The sequence below is a fragment of the uncultured Coprobacter sp. genome (genome assembly GCF_947855755.1).
GTDB lineage: Bacteria > Bacteroidota > Bacteroidia > Bacteroidales > Coprobacteraceae > Coprobacter.
Genome location: NZ_CANUAR010000023.1, coordinates 12969 through 37258, shown reverse-complemented (window position 1 = coordinate 37258; position 24290 = coordinate 12969). Strand labels below are relative to the sequence as shown.

Genomic DNA, 24290 nt, shown 5'->3' with positions numbered 1-24290 from the left:
TAAAATAATCAAAATAAAGGTGATCCAGTATTCCTATAATATCGGTGATACCTCCGATAATATTTATTAAACCTATTCGGATACCTCGAATAAAAGAAAAATCGCAACTTATTCCCCGGAGCAAAATACCGGATATAATCATAACACTCTCTATATATTTCAGGAGTAAGCGAACCAACTACACGCTGACGTTTCAAATGGTGAGCCGAATATAAATGGTTCTTTTTCCCCAATACTCTTATACAACGCAATTTGGATTTTTTAGAATAAGAACTATCCGGCAAAGCCAAAACCGTCTTAGTCCAAAGAACTCCATAAATATGAAATACACCTCTCGGATTACGTGAATTATCACGAGAAAGAGGTGATTCGCTCAGCAAATCCAAACCGCTCCAAAATACCGAGATACTGTCTAATCGGGAAAGTGTCTCGAATACGATATTGAAACTAAAAAAATAAGGATTTCTACATTTCTCAAAATCCGCAATATCGATAATCTTACGAGAAAAAATGACAGCTCCGGAATAAATCAGACACCATCCGAGATCATGTAAAAAAGCATTCGTGTCGTTATAAACACGGGAAGGTATCCCGAACGAGCGCTTATTACAAGCAATAACATATAAATCAGAATTCTGATTGCGCAAGGTATTTATAAGTGAATATAAATAATTATCATTCAATCGATTAATATCCCGAATAACCCAACAATAAGGAGTACGGGGCAATTTCAACGCCTTCTCGAAAAGAGCATCGTTATCTAACTGTCTATCCAAACGGACGTAAGACAAACCCTCATAACGATCAGAATAACTGGCGACAACACCTTGCGTATTATCCGAAGAACAATTATCGATAATAAGAAGACGAATATGATACAAACTTATCTTGGGAATCATATCCTCCAACATATCACAAAGAATGACCACTTGATTGCAAGTAGGTACACATATCGTTAACAAATCGTATCCATCAAGATTCATCCCCGAACACAATGTTTAGATTACGATGCAAAGGTAATGATTTCATTCTAAATACGGTCTAAACCGAACAATATAAACATCGACATCACCCCCTTTGTCTCTCCTTTTTCATAAAGAAAGCCCGTTCCTCAGGAGAAAATTTCTCAATTGCATACCGAAGCATAGTTCTCGGCATTATTTGATAACGAGATTCCAAGAAATGTAGAAGAACCGTCTTATCTCGTTTTCCGACTTCCCTCAACATCCATCCTACAGCCTTTTGAATCAGGTCATGCGGATGTCGCAACAACTTATCCGCCAAATGTAAGGTATCTTCAAATTGTTTTTCCCGGATATATTTCCATGTCGCTACTATCGAGATTCGTTGTTCCCATAAATAACCGCTCTCAGCCAAACGATATAAAGGAGTACGATCTTTATCTCTCAAATATTCTCCGACGATTTGATAAGCAGACAAGTCGACCAAATCCCAGTTGTTTATTTTATCGGTATTCGACAAGTACAAATCAAAAATCCCTTTCCGACGCTGTTCGTCACTTTTAGGAAATTGAGCGACCCAAATCAAAAGAGCCAGTAATCGACATTCATGAATGTCGTCCGACAACAATGGAAGGACATCCTCCGGTGCAATATGTACATATCGCTTTGCAACAGACCTCGTTTTCGGGACAGGAATCCCGACAAACTTATCACCCTCGCTATATGCTCCTTTTGCCGTTTTAAAAAAGCCTCGCAACACAGAAGCTTTCTCAGGATCGGCAAATACAAGCAAACTTTCCCTTATCTCTTTTGCTACCGACATATTTCCGTTAATCTATGCGATTTACTTTAGCAACCGGTCCTCCTTCAAAAAAATGAATAATATTCCTTGATACAAAAGCTGCCATTTCATTACGTACCTCAAACGTCTGAGTTCCGGTATGCGGATTTAAAACGACATTATCCATCAACAACAACTCCTCTGAAGGATAATCCCCGAATTCAAAAACATCCAATCCGGCACCCCATATTACTTTTTCACGTAGCGCTTTAACTAAAGCTTTTTCATCGACCAAAGGACCTCTTGCCGTATTAATTAAAATCGAAGTCGGTTTCATCAAAGAAAGCTCCCTTTCTCCTATCAAATGATAAGTCTCCGTCGTATATGGCGCATTCACCGAAACAACATCGGAAACACGTAACAATTCGTCCAAAGACAAATAAACAGCTTTATATTTATCCTCTATCGTCTCTGCAACCCGATGACGATTACAATAAACGATTTTCATTCCGGCTGCAACCGCCCGTCGGGCTAACGCTTGTCCGATACGTCCCATACCGATAATACCGATCGTACCGCCATACAAAGAATGTCCCAGATTTTCCAATAACCCGACCTTCACCATACCTGTCCGAAGCCGCCGGTCTAACTCCGAAATACGTCGACTGACAGCCAACAGCAATCCCATAGCCTGATCTGCCGTAGGCTCTGTTACCGGATCAGGAGTATTCGTAACCTGAATGCCTTTCTGCGTAGCATAAGGAATATCGATATTATCATATCCCACCGCATAATTCGAAATTATTTTCAACTTCACACCGGCATCCATCAACCGTTTATCTACCGGAAAATTAAACATCGATTGCAACGCATCATACTCCGGAATCATTCGTAAAACCTCCTCATAAGTAAAAGACTCTATCCCGTCCGGAGGAAAAGTGACATCATACTTCTCGACCAACTCTGCATAACCGCTTCGGAACATATTATATGTTACCAAGACTTTTTTCTTCATATATGATTTTAGTTTCTTAGATTATCTCTACACTGACAAATAATGCTACCATCAAACCCGATAATACATTTTTATTTCTCTTCGGACAAGATTAAACAAGCTCTCATCCTGAAATGAGAATTTTCAAAAGTATAAAAAAATGCTATACAAAAACCTCCGCCTTCTATTTTTTATATTCTTACGAGTCTGTTTAAATTTTGCTCGGTCTGATTCAAGGAAACAAACTGACCGAAAGAAAACGCAAAAATCTTCTGATAATATTTTTTTATCGGAAATTTTAGACAAGCTCCTGCAACAGTTGCATTTCACAATATCTGCAAAATACAACTTTATTCCTCATTTTCCTTAAGATAAATCGGACAAGAATACGGAAAATCCAAAATTAAGCAATTCTGGAGAAGATAAATTCTACATAAATCATTGTTTGACAATATTTTATAATAAAAATAAGACAACTGAGTTTTTTCTCAAATAAATCTGCGATCAATTTATTTAACCTCAAATATGACAGATTCGCACAAAATATATAAATTTGTTCACATCATGTAAAAATTATCCCCATGGTCTTAAATTATATCTGGATTTCTTTTTTCCTGATTGCTTTTGGAGTTGCAGTAATTCAATCTGTATTTTTCGGAAACCTGACAATCTGGAACGATATCATGAATTCCTCGTTCACCTCAGCCAAAACGGCATTCGAAATATCATTAGGACTTACCGGAGTTTTATCCTTATGGCTGGGGCTAATGAAAATAGGAGAACGAGGAGGTATCATCGCCTTATTTTCCCGACTTATCAGTCCTCTTTTTTGCAGACTTTTCCCCGACCTCCCCAAAAACCATCCGGCATTCGGGTCTATCTTCATGAATGTTTCTGCAAATATGCTGGGTCTCGATAATGCAGCAACTCCCCTCGGGCTGAAAGCTATGAAAGAAATGCAAGAGATTAATCCCGATAAAGAGACGGCAAGCAATCCGATGATTATGTTTCTTGTATTAAATACTACCGGACTGACTTTAGTTCCTTTAGGAGTAATGGTATACAGGGCACAAATGGGAGCAGCTAATCCGTCAGATATATTTCTACCTATATTGATAGCGACATATTGTTCTACATTAGCCGGACTCATTGCAGTATGTCTCAAACAAAAAATAAATTTATTTGACCGGGTAATCATGGGATCTATCTTAGGTCTTACTGCCATAATCGGTTCTATACTTTATTTTTTTGCCGGGCTTCCCCAAGAAAAAGTATCTTTATATTCCCAATTCGGAGCAAACTGTTTATTATTCTGTATCATTATCAGTTTCATTATCGCAGGAATACGAAAAAAAATAAACATATACGATGCATTTATCGAAGGCGCAAAAGAAGGATTTAAAACTGCGGTCACGATCATACCCTATTTAGTAGCGATGTTAGTCGCCATAGCTATTTTTAGAGCTTCCGGAGCTATGGACTTCATAATATCCGGAATAACAGCAGGGATCAATGCTTGCGGTATCGATTCCGATTTTGTAGGAGCGCTCCCCACTGCACTTATGAAGCCACTAAGTGGCAGCGGAGCTCGGGGAATGATGGTCGATGCGATGAACACATACGGAGCAGATTCTTTTGTTGCCCGTGTAGCCTCAACGATACAAGGATCGACAGACACGACATTTTATATTTTGGCGGTATATTTCGGAAGCGTAGGTATCCGCAATACCCGCTATTCTGCCGGGTATGGACTTTTTGCCGATCTCGTAGGAATCATAGCAGCTATCATTGTAGCATATATCTTTTTTAAATAGTCGTCAAGACACCGAATAAACGTTTTTTCGTATTATCAGACATCTATGTACAGGATAAAAGCTCTATCTTTGTAATTTCGTTTATAATCTCAAAGATAATAGGAACATGGCTATTACATTCTTTGCCGAAGGAGTAAAACTTCCGGCAATAAAAAAAAGAGAAACCGGTGACTGGATAAAAAATGTAGCCGGAATATACGGCAAAAAATGCGGTGACATTTCATACATTTTTTGCTCGGACGAGAAAATATTAAAAATAAATAGAGAATATCTCGATCACGACTATTACACAGACATCATTACATTCGATTACACCGAGAAAAACCGTATTAGCGGAGATATATTTATCAGCATTGATACAGTAAAAAGCAATGCCGATGAATTCAAAGTATCATACGAAGAAGAATTGCATAGAATCATAATACACGGGATATTACATTTATGTGGAATCAACGACAAAGGGCCGGGAGAAAGAGAGATAATGACTCAAAAAGAAAACGAAGCTCTTGCTCTTTTGTCCGACAAAAAATGACCTGTTTATAAACAAATACAGCAAAATGACTTTCAAGTACGACGTAATTGTTGTTGGAGCCGGACATGCCGGATGCGAGGCCGCTTGTGCAGCCGCAAATTTAGGTTCAAAAACCCTGCTCATTACAATGGATATGAATAAAATCGCACAAATGAGCTGCAATCCTGCCATCGGAGGTATTGCAAAAGGACAAATTGTGCGGGAAATAGACGCACTGGGAGGTAATACCGGAATCGTAACCGACAAGACAGCAATACAGTTCCGGATGCTCAACCGATCTAAAGGACCTGCAATGTGGAGTCCTCGAGCACAAAGCGACCGGGAAAAGTTCATCCATACATGGAGAGAAATAATCGAAAATACAGACAATCTGTATCTGTGGCAAGATTCGGTAAAAGAGCTGGTCATAAAAAATAATACGGTAACCGGAGTTCTTACAAACATGGATGTCCTGTTTTCAGCAAAATCCGTAGTTATCACTTCCGGAACTTTCATGAACGGGTTAATACATATCGGAAAGACTCAACTGAGAGGAGGTAGAATTTCCGAACCTGCATCATACGGAATCACCGAACAATTGTCCGAATTAGGGATAACTGTCGGACGAATGAAAACAGGGACTCCGGTACGAATAGACGGAAGAAGCGTCCATTTCGAGTTAATGACAGAACAACTTGGAGAAAACGACTTTCACAAATTTTCATATTTAGACTTTGAGCCACGTAGGTTAAAACAACAAAGTTGCTGGGCGACTTATACAAATGAGGAGGTGCATCAAATACTCCGACAAGGGCTTCCCGATTCTCCGCTATTTAATGGACAAATTAAGAGTATCGGACCTCGCTATTGTCCCAGTATCGAGACAAAAATCGTCACATTCCCCGATAAAACAGAACATCAATTATTTTTAGAACCGGAAGGCGAAACCACTCGGGAATTTTATTTGAACGGATTTTCCTCTTCTCTTCCGTTAGAGATTCAGCTAAATGCTTTGCAAAAAATACCGGCATTTAAAGACATCCAAATCTACCGTCCGGGATATGCGATCGAATACGACTATTTTGACCCGACACAACTTCAGCATAATCTCGAAACAAAAAAAATCAAAAACTTGTTTTTCGCAGGACAAGTAAATGGGACAACCGGATATGAAGAAGCTGCAGGACAAGGTATAATTGCAGGAATAAATGCTCATATCAACTGTCACGGAGGAAATCCTTTTATTTTAGGACGCAATGAAGCCTATATCGGAGTATTAATCGATGATTTGGTAACGAAGGGCGTAGATGAACCTTATCGGATGTTTACATCCAGAGCCGAATATCGTATTTTACTTCGACAAGACGATGCCGATATGCGTCTTACCGAAAAAGCTTATAATTTAGGATTGGCCTCTACTCAAAGACAAAAACTTCTCATCGAGAAAAAAGAACATATCGATCATCTTATAGAATTTGCAAAAAACTATTCCGTAAAACCCCAATATATAAATAACAGATTAGAGCAACTCGGAACATCCCCTCTAAAACAGGGAATAAAACTAATCGACTTAATCTTACGGCCTCAATTATCCATCACTAAAATTGCAGAACTAATTCCTGCTCTGCATAAAGAAATCGATAAAATCAAGAATCGTAAAGAAGAAATCATAGAAGCTGCGGAAATTCGAATAAAATATGAAGGATACATCGATCGTGAAAAAATGATTGCCGATAAAATATCTCGTCTTGAAAATATTCGAATAAAAGGGAAATTCGACTACAATTCTATCAAACAGCTCTCAACCGAAGCAAGACAGAAACTCGATAAAATCGACCCGGAAACAATTGCTCAAGCTGCCCGAATACCGGGAATTTCACCAAGTGACATTAATATTTTATTGGTATTATCCGGAAGATAACATTTCGTTCCACGTGAAACAATAAAAAGAAATTCTTTAAATAAATAATATAAATATCAATATAACAATAAGATAAAACAAACCATGAGCATCGAAAGCATTAAAAAAAAGATCAGAGACGTAAAAGATTTTCCACAAAAAGGAATCATTTTCAGAGATCTTACAACAGTATTTAAAGACAGAGACTGTCTACATGCCCTTAGTGAAGAATTAACAAAATTATATAAAGAAAAAGGGATAACAAAAGTTGTAGGGATAGAATCCAGAGGATTCATAATGGGCCCGATTATCGCCAACAATTTAGGAGCAGGATTTGTTACACTAAGGAAACCGGGAAAACTCCCTGCCGAGACATGGAGCGAAAGCTATGAAAAAGAATATGGTACTGACACGATCGAAATACATAAAGATGCACTCAATTCAGAAGACATAATCGTATTGCATGATGATCTGCTGGCAACCGGAGGTACAATGCTGGCTGCATACAAATTAGTAAAACGGTTTAATCCTAAAAAAGTATATGTAAATTTTATCGTAGAACTGGAATTTCTAAAAGGAAGAGACGTTTTCCCCCCTGAAGTAGAAATCGAAGCTCTTATTAAATATTAAATGGCAGAAACGACAAGCGAACATATTAAAAGCATTATTGCCCTCCTACCCGAAACTCCTGGTGTGTACCAATATTTCGACAAAGAGGGCAAAATCATTTATGTAGGGAAAGCAAAAAATTTAAAGCGCAGAGTATCTTCCTACTTCAATAAAGTCCATGACTCGGTAAAGACGAATGTATTAGTGCGAAATATTCGCGATCTAAAATATATCGTAGTAAAAACCGAAGAAGATGCCTTACATCTTGAGAACAGTCTGATCAAAGAATACAGGCCTCGCTATAATGTTTTATTGAAAGATGATAAAACCTATCCATGGATCACCGTTCGCAATGAGCATTTCCCCAGAGTATTTTTAACCCGAAAAGTCATAAAAGACGGGTCTAAATATTATGGGCCGTATGCAAACGTACATTTGGCAAAAACCGTTCTTGAACTTATCCGGACACTTTACCCGATACGCACATGCCCACATAACCTCACTCCGGAAAACATTCGACGGGGAAAATTCAAAATTTGCCTCCAATATCACATCAAAAACTGCAAAGGTGCGTGTGAAGGTTTTGAAGAAGAAAGGACTTACTTGGAATATATTTCGCAAGTAAAACAGATTCTTAACGGAAACATTCAACAGTTAAGTGAACACCTGTTACAAGAAATGGGCAAACTATCGGAAAACCTGAAATTCGAAGAAGCTCAAGTCTTAAAAGAAAAATACCTCCTATTAGAAAAATACCGAGCAAAATCAGTCATTGTAAGTACGACAATACACAATATCGATATATTTTCTTACGATGAAGATGATGATGCCGCATTCGTAAATTACATGCACATCCGCAACGGTTCGATCGTACAAAGTTTCACAATCGAATACAAGAAAAGGCTTGATGAAGCAAAAGAAGACATTCTTGCACTGGGTATCGTAGAGTTACGTACTCGTTTTAAGAGTCTGTCTCGTGAAATAGTCGTTCCATTTCTGCCCGATCTTGAATTTGAAAATGTAGAATTTATCGTTCCTCAACGCGGAGACAAGAAAAAACTACTCGAAATATCGGAACAAAATGTAAAACAATACAAAATCGACAAGCTAAAACAGACAGAAAAACTTAATCCCGAGCACCGCAACATGAAGCTGCTTAAAGAGATACAAAAAGAGCTCTGTATGGATAAACCGCCCGTACATATCGAATGCTTCGATAACTCGAATATTCAAGGCAGTGATGCTGTTGCAGCATGCGTCGTATTCAAAATGGGTAAACCTGCAAAAAAGGAATACCGTAAATATAACATTAAAACCGTTACAGGACCGGATGATTATGCCTCGATGAAAGAGGTCGTCAGACGCCGTTACCAGCGCCTAATCCGAGAAGAAGCTCCCCTTCCCGATCTCATCATTGCAGATGGAGGAAAAGGTCAAATGGAGATAATCAGAGAAGTAATAGAAGATGAATTACATCTCAACGTTCCGATTGCCGGATTGGTAAAAAATGATCGACACAGAACTTCCGAACTTCTATTCGGCTTTCCTCCGAAGGCAATAGGAATAAAAACGCAAAGCCAACTCTTCAGACTACTGGAACAGATACAAAATGAAGTACACCGTTTTGCCATTACATTTCACAAAGATAAACGGAGTAAACGCCAAATCGCATCTGCATTCGATAATATGAAAGGCATAGGAGATAAAACAAAGACAGCCCTCCTGAAAGAATTTAAGAGCATGAAGCGTGTTAAAGAAGCAAGTTTAGAGGAAATAGCAGCCATAATCGGTGAAGCTAAAGCCAAGATAATAATACAAAACCTCAACTCTCAAAATTAATGAATAAAATAAACATAAGAGATTATAAATAGACTTTTAGAATCTGTTTAAGTTTTACTGGAGTCTGAATTGAAAATTCCTTTTAAGAATATTTTTTATTTTTACGAGGGAAATAGCAACCTATCTGACGAATGAAAACAAAAAACAAACCGAAAGAAAATGTAAAGATGACCTGATAGTATTTTTTATCGAAAAATTTAGACAGGCTCTTAAAACATTATTCGTAACTTTGTATTAATAGAGCAATAAAAAATCGATATGAGAATCTTAATACAGCGGGTAAAACGAGCTTCCGTAACGATTAACGGAAAAATAAAATCAAAAATAGATACAGGACTGCTGATTTTGGTAGGAATTGAAGAAGCCGACACAAAAGATGATGCTGAATGGCTGGCAAAAAAAGCGGCATCCTTACGTATTTTCGATGATGAAAACGGTATTATGAACCGATCGGTAAAAGATATTGACGGATCGGTACTCATTGTAAGCCAATTCACTTTGCATGCATCAACAAAAAAGGGAAATCGTCCCTCATATATCAAAGCGGCAAAACACGAGCATGCAATACCTATGTACGAAGCTTTATGCCACTACACAGAACAAGAAATCGGAAAATCCGTAGCGACAGGTGTATTCGGTGCTGATATGCAAGTAGAATTGGTCAACGACGGACCTGTAACAATCTGGATAGACTCTAAAAATAAAGAATAACCATGACCATAGAAGAAGCTCAAAACACTGTAGATCAATGGATAAAAGAGTTCGGAGTAAAATATTTCAGTGAACTCACCAATATGGCGATTCTTACAGAAGAGGTAGGAGAAGTCGCCCGTATTATTTCCCGCAAATATGGAGATCAATCATTCAAAGAAAGCGATAAAGAACGCGATCTCGGAGACGAAATGGCTGATGTTCTGTGGGTACTTCTATGCCTTGCCAATCAAACAGGTATAAACCTTACGGAAGCATTCGAGAAAAATCTCCTAAAAAAAACAAATCGGGACAAAGAGAGACATATCAATAATCCTAAACTATACTAATTATGGACAAGTACAACGAAGCTCTTCAAAACTACAACACCAATCTGAACGACGACGTAGTAAAACAAGAAGTAGAACAGATCCTTCGGGAAAATCTATCGAAATACAGCAATACGGATGTTTATAAATTCCTCTTCAGCTGTATAGATCTGACCTCTCTCAACACTACCGACACAGCACAACATATTACGAATTTTACAAAACGGGTAAACGATTTTGAAAACGAACATCCCGAAATGGACAATGTCGCTGCTATATGCGTATATCCGAATATGGCAGGAACAGTCCGCATGAATCTGGAAGTATCTGATGTAAATATCGCTGCTGTTTCGGCAGGATTCCCCTCTTCTCAAACGTTTACCGAAGTTAAAGTTGCAGAAACAGCATTAGCTGTTGCCGATGGAGCTGATGAAATAGACATTGTAATCAATGTCGGGAACTTTTTAGCGGAAGAATATGAAGAAATGTGCGATGAAATCGAAGAAATCAAACACTCTTGTAGAGATGCACACCTGAAAGTAATCCTTGAAACCGGAGCATTGAAAACAGCTTCGAATATAAAAAAAGCATCTATACTGGCGATCTATTCAGGAGCAGACTTCATTAAAACCTCAACAGGGAAAATGGAGCCGGCGGCAACCCTCGAGGCTGCCTACGTCATGTGTCAGGCAATCAAGGAATATTATGATAAAACCGGCACAATGATCGGATTCAAGCCGGCCGGAGGAATATCCACCACAGAAGATGCAGTAAAATATTACTGCATTGTAGCCGAAGTTCTCGGAGAAAAATGGTTGGATAAAAAATATTTCCGTTTAGGAGCCAGTCGTTTAGCAAACAATTTGTTAAGCTCCATCGCTGGAAGCCCGGTCAAATTTTTCTAAACGCAAAAAGAAAGGGATACTTCCATTTGGAAAAGTATCCCTCTTTTATTTCTCTTAAATAGCCCCTCTTCCTGCTATTTTGTCCTATCGATCGTATAATCCAATATAGCTTTTAGTGATGTCACAACAGGATTTTCACCAAAAGAAGCCAAAGCCTCATAACCTTCTGTACGTAAACGCTCCATAACCTTCTTAGCGTACTCTATCCCTCCATGAGATTTTGCAAATTCGGTCAACATTTCAATATCCTTAGAGGATAATTCTTTTTGCCTCAAAATAGCCATTACCTCATCCCTTTCAATATCCGTAGCATTCCGAACCGCAAAAATCAAAGGTAGAGTAACTTTGCCTTCCCGCAAATCATTCCCGGTAGGTTTACCGATAACATCATCCGAAAAATAATCGAACGTATCATCCTTTATCTGAAAACAAAGCCCTAATTTCTCTCCGAAAGCCATTAAATGTTCGATTGACTCGGCTGGTGCACCATTCGATAAAGCTCCCACTTTCATACAGGAGACAAACAAGGATGCCGTTTTCTGACGAATTACATTAAAATATGCCTCTTCATTCAAGACATGATCTTGAGCGATCGAAAGCTGATCGATCTCTCCTTTCGCCAATTCCTGTCCTAAAAATCCCAGCGTATTAATAACCTCCAGAATCCCGGTAGAGATCGAGCGTTTCAATGCACAAGAAACAAAATAGTCACCGACCAGTACAGCTATACGATTATCCCATACTCCATTAATCGTGGGCTTCCCTCGACGCTGCTTCGATTCATCGACAACATCATCGTGTATAAGACTGGCATTATGCAAAAGTTCTATAGCAGCAGCAGCATCGATAGTAACAGCATTGATTTTCCCAAATAAACGGGCACTCAACAACACCAACATAGGACGTATTTGCTTGCCTTTCGTTCCGAGAAAATAATCAACAACGGTATTCATCAACGGACTGCTTGTATTCAACGTTTCTGCCAAAGTCCGGTTCAGAATCTCCAATTCATCAAGAATAGGCTGCTGTATAATAGATAGTTTATCCATATTATTTTAATGATGTGCAAAAATAGCAATAAAACAAAAGAATATCCATATTTATTGTAAATTTACCGGGAAATAAGGGAAATTTTTCCCGATATAAAAATAAGTACATTAAAAACAGCCTGCAGATGCAAGAAAAAAAGCTATTTTTACTGGATGCCTACGCTCTCATTTATCGCTCATATTACGCATTCATCAAAAATCCGAGAATCAACTCGAAAGGAGTAAATACCTCCGCTATATTCGGATTTGTAAATACATTGGAAGACGTACTGAAAAAAGAAAATCCTTCTCATATTGCAGTAGGATTCGATCCCAGTGGTCCGACTTTCAGGCACGAAGCATACGAACTTTACAAAGCACAAAGAGAAGAAACTCCGGAGGTAATAAGACAATCCGTACCTATTATAAAAGAAATTATCAGAGCCTACAATATACCTATCATAGAAGTTCCCGGTTTCGAAGCCGACGATGTCATCGGAACATTGGCCAAGCTGGCCGAAAAAGAAGGGTTCGATACATACATGATGACCCCGGATAAAGATTACGGGCAATTGGTCAGTCCGCACATTTTTATCTATAAACCCAAATTCGGAGGAGGAGATTTCGAAGTACGCGGAATAGAAGAAATAAAACAAAAATTTTCTATTGAACGTCCCGAACAGGTTATCGATATACTCGGGCTTATGGGCGATGCGTCAGATAATATCCCGGGATGCCCCGGTGTAGGAGAAAAAACAGCGATAAAACTGGTCAATGAATTCGGCTCTATCGAGAATTTACTTTGCTGTACAGATCAGCTAAAAGGTGCGTTACGCAAAAAAGTAGAAGAAAACAAACAACAAATAGAATTTTCCAAATTTCTGGCAACAATAAAAACAGATGTCCCCATAGTTTTCAATGAAAAAGAATTATTGCGGGAAGCGATAAACGAAATTCGATTACGGGAAATTTTCGAGGAACTTGAATTTAGAAATTTAGCAGATCGGGTATTAGGTACAACAGTTAATAAAACAACTGTTTCAAAAACACCTATTCAAGCTTCTCTCTTTGACATATTTCCGGACGAGAATACAGAAGAAGAAAAATATTCGATTCTCAGTGAGTTAAAAACCGTAGAACACGATTATCAAGTAATTGATAATGAGGATAAAATATCTGATTTAATAACTAAATTAGAAAATACGGAATATTTTGCTTTTGATACAGAAACTACCGGAATCGATCCGATATCGGCCGAATTGGTAGGAATGTCATTTGCATTACAAGAAAATAAGGCATTCTATGTTCCTATTCCCGTAGAGCGGGATAAAGCCACTCGAATTGTAAATAAATTTAAAAATGCATTAGAAAACACAAACTCATTAAAGATAGGTCAAAATATTAAATACGATTACATTGTATTGAGAAATTATGGAATCACTGTAAAAGGGAAATTCTTCGACACAATGGTAGCCCATTATTTATTGCAGCCCGAACAACGCCATAACATGGACTACCTGGCTGAAGTTTATCTCAAATACAAAACCATACACATTGAAGAACTTATCGGTCCTAAAGGAAAAAACCAGCTTTCAATGCGTCAAGTACCGATCGAAAAAATAAGTGAGTATGCCGCCGAAGATGCAGATATAACATTAAAACTAAAAAATGTCTTCGAAAAGGAATTAAAAAAAGAAGGTCTCGAACCCCTCTTCTACTCTATCGAAATGCCGTTAATACGAGTATTAGCAGAGATGGAAATCACCGGAGTCAGAGTCGATACTGAAGCTTTGCACCAATCCTCGATTCTGCTTACTGAAAAAGTTCTACAACTCGAACAGGAAATTTATCAATTGGCAGGAACTGAATTCAATGTCAGTTCGGCACGGCAAGTAGGAGAAGTTTTGTTCGAACGCCTTAAAATCGATGAAAAAGCAAAAAAAACAAAAACCGGGCAATATTCTACGACCGAAGAAATTTTGGAAAAACTCCGTTCCAAACATCCCATTGTAGGAAAAATATTAGAACAACGAGGAATAAAAAAACTTCTATCCACATACGTCAATGCTCTGCCTGAACTTATCAATCCCAAAACAGGAAAGATCCATACTTCATTTAATCAGACAGTAACAGCCACAGGACGATTAAGTTCAAGTAATCCCAATCTCCAGAATATACCCATCAGAGACAATGAAGGACGGGAAATACGTAGAGCTTTCATCCCCGATGACCGATGTCTGTTTTTCTCGGCAGACTACTCCCAGATCGAGTTGCGCATTATGGCCGATCTCAGCGAAGATCCCAATATGATAGAAGCTTTTACCTCAGGTAAAGACATTCATGCTGCTACAGCAGCCAAAATATACAAAATACCGATAGAAGAAGTAACACCCGATATGCGTAGAAAAGCGAAGACCGCCAACTTCGGAATCATTTACGGAATTTCCGTATTCGGACTTTCAGACAGGCTCAATATACCTCGATCTGAAGCCAAAGAACTGATAAACGGATATTTCGAGACATACCCCCATATAAAAGAATATATGGATAAAAGCATACAGATAGCTCGAGAAAAAGGGTATGTAGAAACAATCAGCGGACGCAAACGGATGCTACCCGATATAAATTCCAAGAACAGCATCGTACGCGGATATGCCGAACGAAATGCAATAAATGCTCCTATACAAGGAAGCGCTGCAGACATTATAAAGATCGCCATGGTCCGCATTTTCGAACGATTCGAAAAGAACGAGATAAAAGCCCGGATGATTCTTCAAGTACATGACGAACTCAATTTCAGTGTCCCCGAAAACGAAATAGAAATTGTTGAGCGTATCGTAAAAGAGGAAATGGAAAATGCATACCGACTAAAAGTTCCTTTAATAGCCGATTCTGGTATCGGGAAAAACTGGCTCGAAGCACACTAACGACAATACAAGCTGTCTCATCCCAATATTTTGAGACAGCTTGCTAATTTTTCCTGTATCTCATAAATCATCAAAGAAGGAAAAGCTGAAAAAGAAATACGACATATATGCCCTATATTTTCTCTCAAAAGAAAAATGAATACAGAATTCTACAATTTCCAGCCGGAAGTTTTCATTTGAATATTCCATAAACGGGCATATAATCGATCATTTTTCATAAGTTCCTCATGAGTACCTTGCTCCACAATCCGACCACTATCTAAAACAACAATCTTATCAGCATTTCGAATTGTTTTAAGACGATGAGCTATGACAATAACCGTACGTCCGGTTATCAACTTCGTAATAGCCCGTTGTACTTCCACCTCATTTTCAGGATCAAGAGAAGCTGTCGCCTCATCAAGAAGAACAATCTGAGCATCTTTCAGCATCGCCCGGGCGATACTTAACCTCTGCTTCTCCCCTCCGGAAAGGGTACATCCCCCCTCTCCGACCATCGTATCGTAACCTTTAGGCAACCGTATAATAAAATCATGACACTGAGCAGCCCGAGCAGCTTCGATAACTTCCTCATCCGTAGCATCGCCTTTACCGAAACGGATATTATTACGAATCGAATCCTGAAAAAGATATACATCCTGAAATACCATAGAAACATGGCGCATCAATGATTCAGGATCGAGAGAAGAAAGATCCGATCCATTCATTAAAACCCGTCCCGATGTAGGATCATAGAACCGTGCACACAATTTCATTAGCGTACTTTTCCCACTCCCCGATGGTCCGACAAGAGCCGTAAGAGCTCCTTTTTTCAATATAAGATCGATACCGTGCAATACCACTTTATCCTGATATGCAAAAGAAACATTCTGGAATTCAATATCTCCTCCTTCAGGAGCAATATCTTTACCTTTCATTTCCGGTTCTTGCATCAAGTCAAGTATACGGCCTCCTGCAATAGAGAAATAGCGAAATTCTGCAAAATTAGTCAATGCAGACGTAAGGGGGTCAAACACCCTAGAACCGACAACAAGAAAAAGAACAAATGTCGCTAATGACAAATCCCCACCTATAAGTAAATAAGCACCACAAAGAATCATCAATGTCAACCCAAAACGTATCAACGTAACCGATAACAATACAAAAGGCCCAAGTAACGCCTCCTGCCGAATACAAGCTCGACGTAAATCGGCAAAAGCATCACGTAAACGAGTAAAACGTTCTCCCAACAAATTATACGCTTTCATTACCCGAATACCTTGCAAATACTCTTCCAAACGATTTCCGGCATTGATTTTCGCCTCTATTTGCCGTCCGCTCAAACGTCGTTGAACCCCAGTACTTACCCAAAGTACCAATATAGCAAAAGGCAACGCGATAAACATAGCCAAAGACATCCGCCAATCTATCCACAACAATGACAAAAAAGCCAATACAGGCATTACTAAAGCACCCATTAATTGAGGTAAATGATGTGAAATCCCCGTCTCCGCCATAGTAAAGTCGGTAATCATCATAGAAGAAAGATCTCCCGGATCACGACGAGAAAGAAACCCTAACGATAATTTACGCAAATGCTCAGCCAAAGCAATACGCCCATCGGCACTCATAGTATAAGCTCCGCGAAAATTGGCACGATATGAAGCCCTCTCAGCAATTATCATTATGAAAACATAAGCAACAAGAATAAAGAACAATGTCCACAAACGGGAAATATCAAGAGAAGCTCCGCTTCCGTCAAAGGCATGAAATATAATATTTATAGCTTCAATAGATAAACAAAAAGGAATAATATTTACTAAATTGGCAAGGATCGTGAAACCAACAGGTTTCTTTAAACGTTCCGGTTGCCCGACAGTTATATTTTGTATCGCATTCATAATTCTTTATAAATTTATTTTTGAGCAATAATACACAAATCTTCTTTCCGACGTTCATACACAGAAATATCCGTAAAACCCGATCGGGAAAGTAAAGAACGAAGTTCTCTTACCGGATATATTATCATCCCGTCTATCCGACTCGTCCACATCGTATTAGACGGATCACTCATTTCACAGCAAATCAAGAAAACTCCATCTTTCTTCAGTACACGAGCTATTTCAGTAAATGACTGCAAAAGGTCACTCCAGAAATAAATCGTTTCAAATGCCGTAACTACATTGAACATTTCATTCTCGTACGGAAGTTTTTCTACACTTCCCTGCTCTATAAAGCATCGTTTTCCGAGTAAATCCCGGTTCTTTTTCCGCGCAAATTTCACACTTTCTTCACTAATGTCAATACCATAAACACTCCCTTCAGGACAACGTATCGACATCTCTGCAAGATTAGCTCCACCTCCACAGCCAACATCCAATAAAGACCATTCAGGAGACCATTTTAAATAAGACATACCCCATTTAGACAACGGTGCATGTCCTTTATTCATCCCTCGTAAAATAATCCGTCCCCAAAAACCTTCCGGTTTTCTCGTATTTTGAAGAATCTTATTAATAAAACTCTGTTTAAACATAAATATTTCCCCCTAATTATTTATTTCCGACATTGAGTTCCCAACGAAAAGCATCGGTATAAGCATCCCACATTTGCCGGTAAACACCGGACATCGAGGTGAGCTCCTTATGCGTACCGGTTTGCACTACTTTACCCTCTTTCAAAACAACGATTTGTTGTGCCGAAATAATAGAAGACAAGCGGTGAGCAATTACAATTACGGTTTTATCCTTGATAAGATGCTGCAGTGCCCGTTGCATCTTATACTCATTTTCTGGGTCTGCAAAAGCTGTTGCCTCATCCAGAACAAGGATAGGAGCATTTTTCAGAATTGCACGTGCCACACAAATGCGTTGAGATTCACCTCCTGAAAGATACACGCCTTTATCTCCTATACGAGTTTCATAGCCATTCGGGAGATTCATAATAAAATCGTGGCACTGAGCAGCTCGAGCAGCATCTTCTACCTGCTGATGTGTTGCACCAGGACAACCTACTGCAATGTTTTCATATAATGTATCATAAAAAAGAAACGTATCTTGAAAAACAAAAGAAACAAGATTCATTAATCGTTCATTCGCAATATCTCTCACATCCACACCTCCGATTCGGATATTTCCTTCCGCTACATCCCAGAAACGGGGTATCAGGCTTGCAACCGTACTTTTACCAGAACCTGACGGACCTACCAATGCTGTAATCTCTCCTTGCCGCGCAACAAACGATACATCACGTAAAGCCTCTGTACGTGTTGCTTGCTCACGATTCTCATAAGAAAAACCGACATGATCAAACTCAATATCATAAGAAACAGGATTTTTTGCAACAACCGGCTCTGGAATCGGATTTTCGTCAAATATCCGGTCGATACGTTTCACCCCCTCATCGATTTCCCTTGTTCCGCCACCTAAAAACATCAGTTTATAAACAGGAGACGTAACTCCGGGTCCCATCACAATAAAAAAAAGCCATACAGCAGCCAACGCCAGATTTCCAGAATTTCCCTGCATCAGTAATAAACCTACAGGAAGAACAAGCGTAACAATAGAATTAAGCAATACTGTAAACAAAACAAAACCTCGTTCATAAGTATCACAAACTTTTAATGCCCACTTTTTATATCCCAATATTTCTTTATGAAATTGACGGAAAGAATGCACACTTTGTCCAAATATTTTCACAACAGGCATACCCCGGACATATTGCACTGCCGAAGCACTCATTCTCTCTTGTGTATCGAAATAAGTCGCAGTAAACTCACGAGCTTTCTTCCCCATAAAATTAACATATTGCAGACCTATACTCATTATTATACATGCCAGACAAACAGCAGCAAACCATCCGTTAAGCGAAAAAAAGATAATGAACATAAATACTACGGTAGCCACCACATTCACCAAATCAGGTATAGTATGCGCGATAAAGGTCTCTATCTTTTCGATATTCTGTTCCATCGTTTTTTTTATTGCTCCCGTAGAAGATCCGTTCAAAAAACCTAAAGATAACCGTCCTATATGTTCAGACAATCTCACACGTAATCCGTATAATATACGGAAAGCAGCGACATGCGAGGCCATAAGTGCAACATAAAGCAGCAACAACCCGAAAACCAACCCGGCAAAAGCGGTCCAACCCCAATGTATGAGAAACGAACCATCTACCATATCAAGATCTCCCGCATTTACCAAAAGTTCATTCAGAACTTCATACACCGCCCAATAAGGAGTCAACATACAAAGAGCACTACCGGCAGACAATGCTCCGGATAAGATTAACAACCCTTTCCGCTGACCCGCAATTTGGAAAAGACGACTTAAACCCTCTTTCTTTTTCATCTCTGTCATAAGTATCTGTTCTTAATTTATTTTTTTGCAATACCTTGATTTGCAACCGCATCTTGCATTTGTTTTATTTTTTCCGGATCACCTAAATAATAATCGCGAACAAAATTTAAAGACTCGTCAAACTCAAATACATAAGGCATAGCCGTTGGAATATTTAAATTTGCAATATCCGTATCCGATATACCTTTCAAATATTTAACAATACCTCTTAAACTATTTCCATGGGCAACGACCAGAATGTTATCAACAACTGTCAAACGAGGAAATATTTCGCATTCCCAATAGGGAATAACCCTCATTATAGCATCTTTCAAAGATTCCGTTCGCGGCAAATCGCAAAGAGGAACATGGGAATATCTCACATCATTGATCGGACTCTCAGGATCACTATCCTTTAACGGCATCGGTGCTACATCATAACTTCGACGCCATATATGCACCTGTTCATTCCCATAACGAGCAGCAGTCTCACTTTTATTCAAGCCTTGGAGAGCACCATAATGCTTCTCATTAAGCCTCCATGACTTAAAGACCGGTATCCAATCCTCATTCATCCTGTCAAGGACACAATTCAAAGTTTTTACTGCTCTCTTCAAATAAGAGACATAAGCTATTTGAAAAGAAATACCGGCTTCGTTCAAAAGATTTCCAGCTTCATAAGCCTCCTTAATACCTTTATCGCTTAAATCCACATCCGTCCATCCGGTAAAACGGTTCTCCTTATTCCAAAGGCTCTCTCCATGACGTAACAATACGATTTTTTTCATTTTACTTTTAAGTTTTAGAGCCTGTTTAAATTTTACTCGGGTCAGTTTTGAGAATTTCTTTCGAGGATATTTTTCTGTTTCTATAAGGAAGATAGTGGGCTATCTAATGAGTGAAAACAGGGGAAAAAACCGGAAGAAAACGCAAAATGATCTGACAGTATTTCCTTATTGGAAAATTTAGACGTATAAATGTACGACGGGCTCTTAAGCCTGTTTAAATAAAAACCATTTATTACGATCAAAAAACAAGAAAAATACTTTTACAAAATTCAAACCAGCCACATTAAATATTTATAATTTATTTATCCTCGATACGGTATCCTAACATAGAACTGAACTTACAACTAAAACGAGGAAACAATCCCAATACCATTCCCATACCCCAGCGATGCGGGAAATGTCTTTGATATACTCCTTGATCAATAAGCCGCAAACGAGACTCCCACTGCTCGACGAGGTGTCCATCGCTAATACCAGAGCGGATCTGCACCTTATGCCCTTTAAGAGAATCCGGTTTCACGTGAAACTTATACATCATACTCCCACATACATCAAACCAGATTTCTCCCCCTGAAAAGCGTTCTGCTAAATTATGCAGCACCGAACGCACCTGATCTTCATAAAAATACATCAATACCCCTTCTATTACAAAAATAAAAGAACTTTCAGGGTGTTCCTCTTTCAACTCGTCCATCCACTTCGTTTCTAATAACGAAGCCGCGATATACTTATCGAAATCCGATTCCGGTATCAACTTTCTACGCAAATCGATCACTTCCGGTAAATCCAATTCATAAAACAAGACACCATCATACTCTTTCAACCGTTGATACCGAGTATCCAATCCGCATCCCACATTCACAACAACCGGCTTTATTTCATTGATAATAAAACGCCGTACGGCATCATCAAAATACCTGCCTCTTACGACACAACCGATTTCACTCAACTTTGCACCGTCAAACCTTGAATAATCATATTCCATACTCTCCATCAATTGTTCAGCCAACTCATCTTTCAGAACAGCATCTTTTCTCCTACTCTCTTTAGCCCTCATGTAAAGTGGTATAAGAAGAGTCTCCGCCACAATGTTTTCAAACTCGATTTTCTTTTCCATATCTTTCTTTTCTCAACAATTAAAAACGAACATTATTCAATTTCATTCAAAAAAAAGAGAGCCTACCCCTTCATAAGCTCTCTCCAACCTGTAACACAAAAAATCATATATTCCGTTATTATCTTTTCCGTTTCATCCGGTGTTCTCCTGTGAACGATCAACTCCTCCAACATCGTAAACATCCAAACAGTATGCAAACGTATCGTAAAGTCCGAAACATCAATATTCAAATCCGGGTGTTTCCGCTTCATCTTCAAAAAATAATCTTTTACCAGCATAGTCGAACGATCCGAGAAATCTTCTTTAAATCTCTCCAACGAAGTACCTTGAGACCTGAACAAAAGCAAAAACAACAAACCTCTGTACTTATTGACAATAGAAACATACTCATCTATAACAGACCGGAGATAATCATTCGTGAACATTTCCAGTATATCCGCACCCCTCTTCCCATGATGCTCGTCGAGCATTTCATAAAAACAATTCACTACAGGACGCACTATTTCATGAAAAATATCGTCTTTACTATCATAATAATTATAAATATTACTCAACCCCACATGGGCAGCTTCCGCAATTTTACGCATAGGAACTTTCGCATACCCTTTTGCATAAAACAACGGTGTCGCTGCGGCCAATATATTCTTCCTCACATATTCTTTTTCTATTTGCATAAGTTCGATCTGATTTAACAGAACAAAATTAAAAAGCCAACATGTATATATCAATACCCAAAAATCGGTATTTATTATCATAAAACCACCATTACGAAAAGTAAGCAAAAAATCCTCCAACAATAACAAAAAGTACACATTATCTTCCGGCATTACCGGTATTTTTGTAACATAAAATAAACTTGTAAATTTCCTATATCATGAAAGATCGAAAACATATAATCAGAACAGGCATTATCACCCTGACATTTATCTTTGCAATCTCATCAAAAGCCCAAGTACCGGCCTTCACCTCAGCAGAAGGATTCGGAAAATTTGCAACCGGAGGACGCGGCGGGCAAGTAGTTTTCGTCACGACAACCGAGGATTACGCTACAGGAGAAACACCGATAGAAGGCTCTCTTCGATGGGCTCTCACTCAATATCCGGAAGAACCTATCACCGTTATTTTCAGAACTTCAGGAATCATAAAATTAAAAGAAGAGCTGAAGTGTGCTCGAAACGGTTATACTTTAGCCGGACAAACTGCACCCGGAGATGGCATCTGCATACGGGGAGCAAAAGTCAATCTCGGAGGGTCAAAAAATGTCATTATACGTCATCTTCGTTTTCGAATAGGTCTAAAAGATGACGGCACACATACCGACGGAGGATCAATCGGAATTGAGAACTGCGAAGATGTCATTGTAGATCACTGCACTTTCGGATGGTCTTGTGAAGAAAATATGACAATGTACGATAATAAACGCACTACGGTACAATGGTGCATTATACACGAAGGTCTATATTCTGCAGGACATATCAAAGGGGCTCGCAGTTATGCCACTCAATGGGGAGGGGACTTCTCTTCTTACCATCATAACCTGCTCGCCCACTGCCATAATCGCATGCCGCGTTTTAACGGTGCACGAGACGATCGCGAAACAAATGATTACAAAATTCTTACAGACTATGTCAACAATATCATCTATAACTGGGGAAAAGCAAATTCTTGTTACGGAGGAGACATAACAAAAGGTGAAAAGAACGAAATCAACATGGTAGGCAACTACTATAAACCGGGACTTGCACGTCCTGCAAAAAGCAAATCTTATTTTGTACAAGCCTCTTACGGAGGGGATTCATATCGTAAAGTAGGTCAATGGTATGCCTCTGGAAATATAATGGAAGGGAATGATAGTTTCACGACCGATAATGCCTTAGGAATCGATAAAAGCGCCTATCCGACAGACCTTCAGGAACAAGTCATTGTAGAAACACCATTTGAAATAAAAACTCCTTACCAAATAAAAACAGAAACAGCTTCCGAAGCCTTTAAGAGTGTATTGGCAAAAGCCGGAGCTTATCCCTTAGACGAGGTAGATAGACGTATTATAGATGAAACTGAAAATGGAACGGCATCGGGATATGGGACATCAGAATTCGAATCGGAAACCAAAACAAGTCGTTATTACCAAAAAACATTAGGAATTATCGATGACCCGGTAGCCGTCGGAGGATATCCCGAATATAGCACCTATGGTAATATAACAGACAACGACAACGATGGAATGGATGATATATGGGAAACTGAAAACGGACTGAACCCTGAAGATACTTCAGATCGAAATAAAATCACCGACAGCGGATATACAGCATTAGAAGCTTACCTAGCCCATTTGGCTGGAGAATATATCCCCTTAGATTTTACAGAAGGAATAGTATCCTCTTTTAAAAACGAGACATTAACTATTTTCCCTAATCCGACAAGCGACCGTCTTTTTATCGGAACAGAACGAAAGCTCGAAGAGGCCAGAATTTATTCTTCGGAAGGGAAACTAATATCTGTTTTACCATTATATCAATGTGCCATTGTAGATGTTTCTCATCTTCCCGCAGGAAATTATCTAATGATCCTTATCGACTCAGAAAAAGAACAAAATAGTGTTCGGTTTATAAAGAAATAAATATACCGATTAAGAGCTTATCCAAATTTTGCTCAGGTCAGTTTTGAGAGTTTCTCTCGAGAATGTTTTTCTACTTTTACGAGAAAGATAGCCTGCTATCTGGCGAGGGAAAATGGGAAAACAGACCGGAAGAAAATGCAAAAATGATCGGATACAG

20 protein-coding genes are annotated in these 24290 nt (G+C 38.8%); 10 read left to right on the top strand and 10 right to left on the bottom strand.

Annotated features, from left to right (window positions below; all coding sequences use genetic code 11):
- Positions 1-8: 8 nt before the first annotated feature.
- From Q0093_RS11675 to Q0093_RS11665, 3 genes are all read right to left on the bottom strand, one after another.
- A complete protein-coding gene (locus tag Q0093_RS11675) occupies positions 9-983 on the bottom strand; it encodes a glycosyltransferase (protein ID WP_297930646.1) in 975 nt (324 codons plus the stop codon).
- Positions 984-1068: 85 nt separating this feature from the next.
- A complete protein-coding gene (locus tag Q0093_RS11670) occupies positions 1069-1785 on the bottom strand; it encodes a DNA alkylation repair protein (RefSeq protein WP_294178194.1) in 717 nt (238 codons plus the stop codon).
- 7 nt (positions 1786-1792) lie between these two features.
- The gene (locus Q0093_RS11665) at positions 1793-2758 is read right to left on the bottom strand and encodes an NAD(P)-dependent oxidoreductase (RefSeq protein ID WP_297930642.1); all 966 of its coding nucleotides are present in this window, start codon (positions 2756-2758) and stop codon (positions 1793-1795) included.
- Between the two features lie 560 nt (positions 2759-3318).
- Between Q0093_RS11665 and Q0093_RS11660 the strand changes: the two genes are divergently transcribed.
- The 8 genes from Q0093_RS11660 (at position 3319) to deoC (ending at position 11334) form a co-directional block, all read left to right on the top strand.
- A complete protein-coding gene (locus Q0093_RS11660) occupies positions 3319-4551 on the top strand; it encodes a nucleoside recognition domain-containing protein (protein ID WP_294178190.1) in 1233 nt (410 codons plus the stop codon).
- A 106-nt stretch (positions 4552-4657) separates the two neighbouring features.
- On the top strand, positions 4658-5083 hold the full coding sequence (gene ybeY, locus Q0093_RS11655; RefSeq protein ID WP_294178188.1) for an rRNA maturation RNase YbeY: 426 nt from the start codon (positions 4658-4660) through the stop codon (positions 5081-5083).
- Positions 5084-5108: 25 nt separating this feature from the next.
- Entirely contained in the window at positions 5109-6983 is a 1875-nt protein-coding gene (gene mnmG, locus Q0093_RS11650) for a tRNA uridine-5-carboxymethylaminomethyl(34) synthesis enzyme MnmG (RefSeq protein ID WP_297930638.1), read from the top strand.
- 84 nt (positions 6984-7067) lie between these two features.
- The gene (locus Q0093_RS11645; RefSeq protein WP_294178182.1) at positions 7068-7592 is read left to right on the top strand and encodes an adenine phosphoribosyltransferase; all 525 of its coding nucleotides are present in this window, start codon (positions 7068-7070) and stop codon (positions 7590-7592) included.
- A complete protein-coding gene (gene uvrC, locus Q0093_RS11640) occupies positions 7593-9410 on the top strand; it encodes an excinuclease ABC subunit UvrC (RefSeq protein ID WP_297930636.1) in 1818 nt (605 codons plus the stop codon).
- A 258-nt stretch (positions 9411-9668) separates the two neighbouring features.
- On the top strand, positions 9669-10121 hold the full coding sequence (dtd, locus tag Q0093_RS11635; protein WP_294178177.1) for a D-aminoacyl-tRNA deacylase: 453 nt from the start codon (positions 9669-9671) through the stop codon (positions 10119-10121).
- A gap of 2 nt (positions 10122-10123) precedes the next feature.
- Complete coding sequence (locus Q0093_RS11630; protein ID WP_297930632.1) at positions 10124-10450, top strand: nucleotide pyrophosphohydrolase; 327 nt, start codon at positions 10124-10126, stop codon at positions 10448-10450.
- Between the two features lie 2 nt (positions 10451-10452).
- Positions 10453-11334 carry a deoxyribose-phosphate aldolase gene (gene deoC, locus Q0093_RS11625; protein ID WP_297930629.1) on the top strand — a complete coding sequence of 294 codons (882 nt, stop codon included), beginning with the start codon at positions 10453-10455 and terminating at the stop codon, positions 11332-11334.
- A 74-nt stretch (positions 11335-11408) separates the two neighbouring features.
- Here deoC and Q0093_RS11620 read toward each other — a convergent pair whose 3' ends face one another.
- Complete coding sequence (locus Q0093_RS11620) at positions 11409-12383, bottom strand: polyprenyl synthetase family protein (protein WP_297930626.1); 975 nt, start codon at positions 12381-12383, stop codon at positions 11409-11411.
- A gap of 125 nt (positions 12384-12508) precedes the next feature.
- Between Q0093_RS11620 and polA the strand changes: the two genes are divergently transcribed.
- Entirely contained in the window at positions 12509-15289 is a 2781-nt protein-coding gene (polA, locus tag Q0093_RS11615) for a DNA polymerase I (RefSeq protein WP_297930623.1), read from the top strand.
- Positions 15290-15438: 149 nt separating this feature from the next.
- On the opposite strand, the gene Q0093_RS11610 is transcribed toward polA, so the two are convergent.
- The 6 genes from Q0093_RS11610 to Q0093_RS11585 all read right to left on the bottom strand — a co-directional run bounded on the left by Q0093_RS11610 (position 15439) and on the right by Q0093_RS11585 (position 22187).
- Complete coding sequence (locus tag Q0093_RS11610; protein WP_297930620.1) at positions 15439-17169, bottom strand: ABC transporter ATP-binding protein; 1731 nt, start codon at positions 17167-17169, stop codon at positions 15439-15441.
- Between the two features lie 14 nt (positions 17170-17183).
- Complete coding sequence (locus Q0093_RS11605) at positions 17184-17804, bottom strand: class I SAM-dependent methyltransferase (protein ID WP_297930617.1); 621 nt, start codon at positions 17802-17804, stop codon at positions 17184-17186.
- Positions 17805-17820: 16 nt separating this feature from the next.
- Complete coding sequence (locus Q0093_RS11600) at positions 17821-19629, bottom strand: ABC transporter ATP-binding protein (RefSeq protein WP_294178163.1); 1809 nt, start codon at positions 19627-19629, stop codon at positions 17821-17823.
- 17 nt (positions 19630-19646) lie between these two features.
- Positions 19647-20396 carry a 2,3-diphosphoglycerate-dependent phosphoglycerate mutase gene (gpmA, locus tag Q0093_RS11595; RefSeq protein ID WP_297930614.1) on the bottom strand — a complete coding sequence of 250 codons (750 nt, stop codon included), beginning with the start codon at positions 20394-20396 and terminating at the stop codon, positions 19647-19649.
- Positions 20397-20694: 298 nt separating this feature from the next.
- Complete coding sequence (locus Q0093_RS11590; RefSeq protein WP_297930611.1) at positions 20695-21513, bottom strand: class I SAM-dependent methyltransferase; 819 nt, start codon at positions 21511-21513, stop codon at positions 20695-20697.
- Between the two features lie 62 nt (positions 21514-21575).
- Complete coding sequence (locus Q0093_RS11585; protein ID WP_294178357.1) at positions 21576-22187, bottom strand: TetR/AcrR family transcriptional regulator; 612 nt, start codon at positions 22185-22187, stop codon at positions 21576-21578.
- Positions 22188-22387: 200 nt separating this feature from the next.
- Here Q0093_RS11585 and Q0093_RS11580 point away from each other — a divergent pair, with 200 nt between their 5' ends.
- Positions 22388-24133, top strand: coding sequence for a T9SS type A sorting domain-containing protein (locus Q0093_RS11580; protein ID WP_297930609.1), 1746 nt, complete (start codon positions 22388-22390; stop codon positions 24131-24133).
- The last annotated feature ends 157 nt before the right edge of the window (positions 24134-24290 follow it).

Bases quoted from the DNA above. Each gene is read 5' to 3' on its own strand.
- Q0093_RS11580 (WP_297930609.1), top strand. From the start codon at position 22,388: ATGAAAGATCGAAAACATATAATCAGAACAGGCATTATCACCCTGACA.
- gpmA (WP_297930614.1), bottom strand. From the start codon at position 20,396: ATGAAAAAAATCGTATTGTTACGTCATGGAGAGAGCCTTTGGAATAAG.
- Q0093_RS11630 (WP_297930632.1), top strand. From the start codon at position 10,124: ATGACCATAGAAGAAGCTCAAAACACTGTAGATCAATGGATAAAAGAG.
- deoC (WP_297930629.1), top strand. From the start codon at position 10,453: ATGGACAAGTACAACGAAGCTCTTCAAAACTACAACACCAATCTGAAC.
- Q0093_RS11620 (WP_297930626.1), bottom strand. From the start codon at position 12,383: ATGGATAAACTATCTATTATACAGCAGCCTATTCTTGATGAATTGGAG.
- Q0093_RS11585 (WP_294178357.1), bottom strand. From the start codon at position 22,187: ATGCAAATAGAAAAAGAATATGTGAGGAAGAATATATTGGCCGCAGCG.
- Q0093_RS11675 (WP_297930646.1), bottom strand. From the start codon at position 983: ATGAATCTTGATGGATACGATTTGTTAACGATATGTGTACCTACTTGC.
- mnmG (WP_297930638.1), top strand. From the start codon at position 5,109: ATGACTTTCAAGTACGACGTAATTGTTGTTGGAGCCGGACATGCCGGA.
- Q0093_RS11660 (WP_294178190.1), top strand. From the start codon at position 3,319: ATGGTCTTAAATTATATCTGGATTTCTTTTTTCCTGATTGCTTTTGGA.
- Q0093_RS11645 (WP_294178182.1), top strand. From the start codon at position 7,068: ATGAGCATCGAAAGCATTAAAAAAAAGATCAGAGACGTAAAAGATTTT.
- Q0093_RS11600 (WP_294178163.1), bottom strand. From the start codon at position 19,629: ATGACAGAGATGAAAAAGAAAGAGGGTTTAAGTCGTCTTTTCCAAATT.
- polA (WP_297930623.1), top strand. From the start codon at position 12,509: ATGCAAGAAAAAAAGCTATTTTTACTGGATGCCTACGCTCTCATTTAT.
- Q0093_RS11665 (WP_297930642.1), bottom strand. From the start codon at position 2,758: ATGAAGAAAAAAGTCTTGGTAACATATAATATGTTCCGAAGCGGTTAT.
- ybeY (WP_294178188.1), top strand. From the start codon at position 4,658: ATGGCTATTACATTCTTTGCCGAAGGAGTAAAACTTCCGGCAATAAAA.
- Q0093_RS11610 (WP_297930620.1), bottom strand. From the start codon at position 17,169: ATGAATGCGATACAAAATATAACTGTCGGGCAACCGGAACGTTTAAAG.
- uvrC (WP_297930636.1), top strand. From the start codon at position 7,593: ATGGCAGAAACGACAAGCGAACATATTAAAAGCATTATTGCCCTCCTA.
- Q0093_RS11670 (WP_294178194.1), bottom strand. From the start codon at position 1,785: ATGTCGGTAGCAAAAGAGATAAGGGAAAGTTTGCTTGTATTTGCCGAT.
- Q0093_RS11590 (WP_297930611.1), bottom strand. From the start codon at position 21,513: ATGGAAAAGAAAATCGAGTTTGAAAACATTGTGGCGGAGACTCTTCTT.
- dtd (WP_294178177.1), top strand. From the start codon at position 9,669: ATGAGAATCTTAATACAGCGGGTAAAACGAGCTTCCGTAACGATTAAC.
- Q0093_RS11605 (WP_297930617.1), bottom strand. From the start codon at position 17,804: ATGTTTAAACAGAGTTTTATTAATAAGATTCTTCAAAATACGAGAAAA.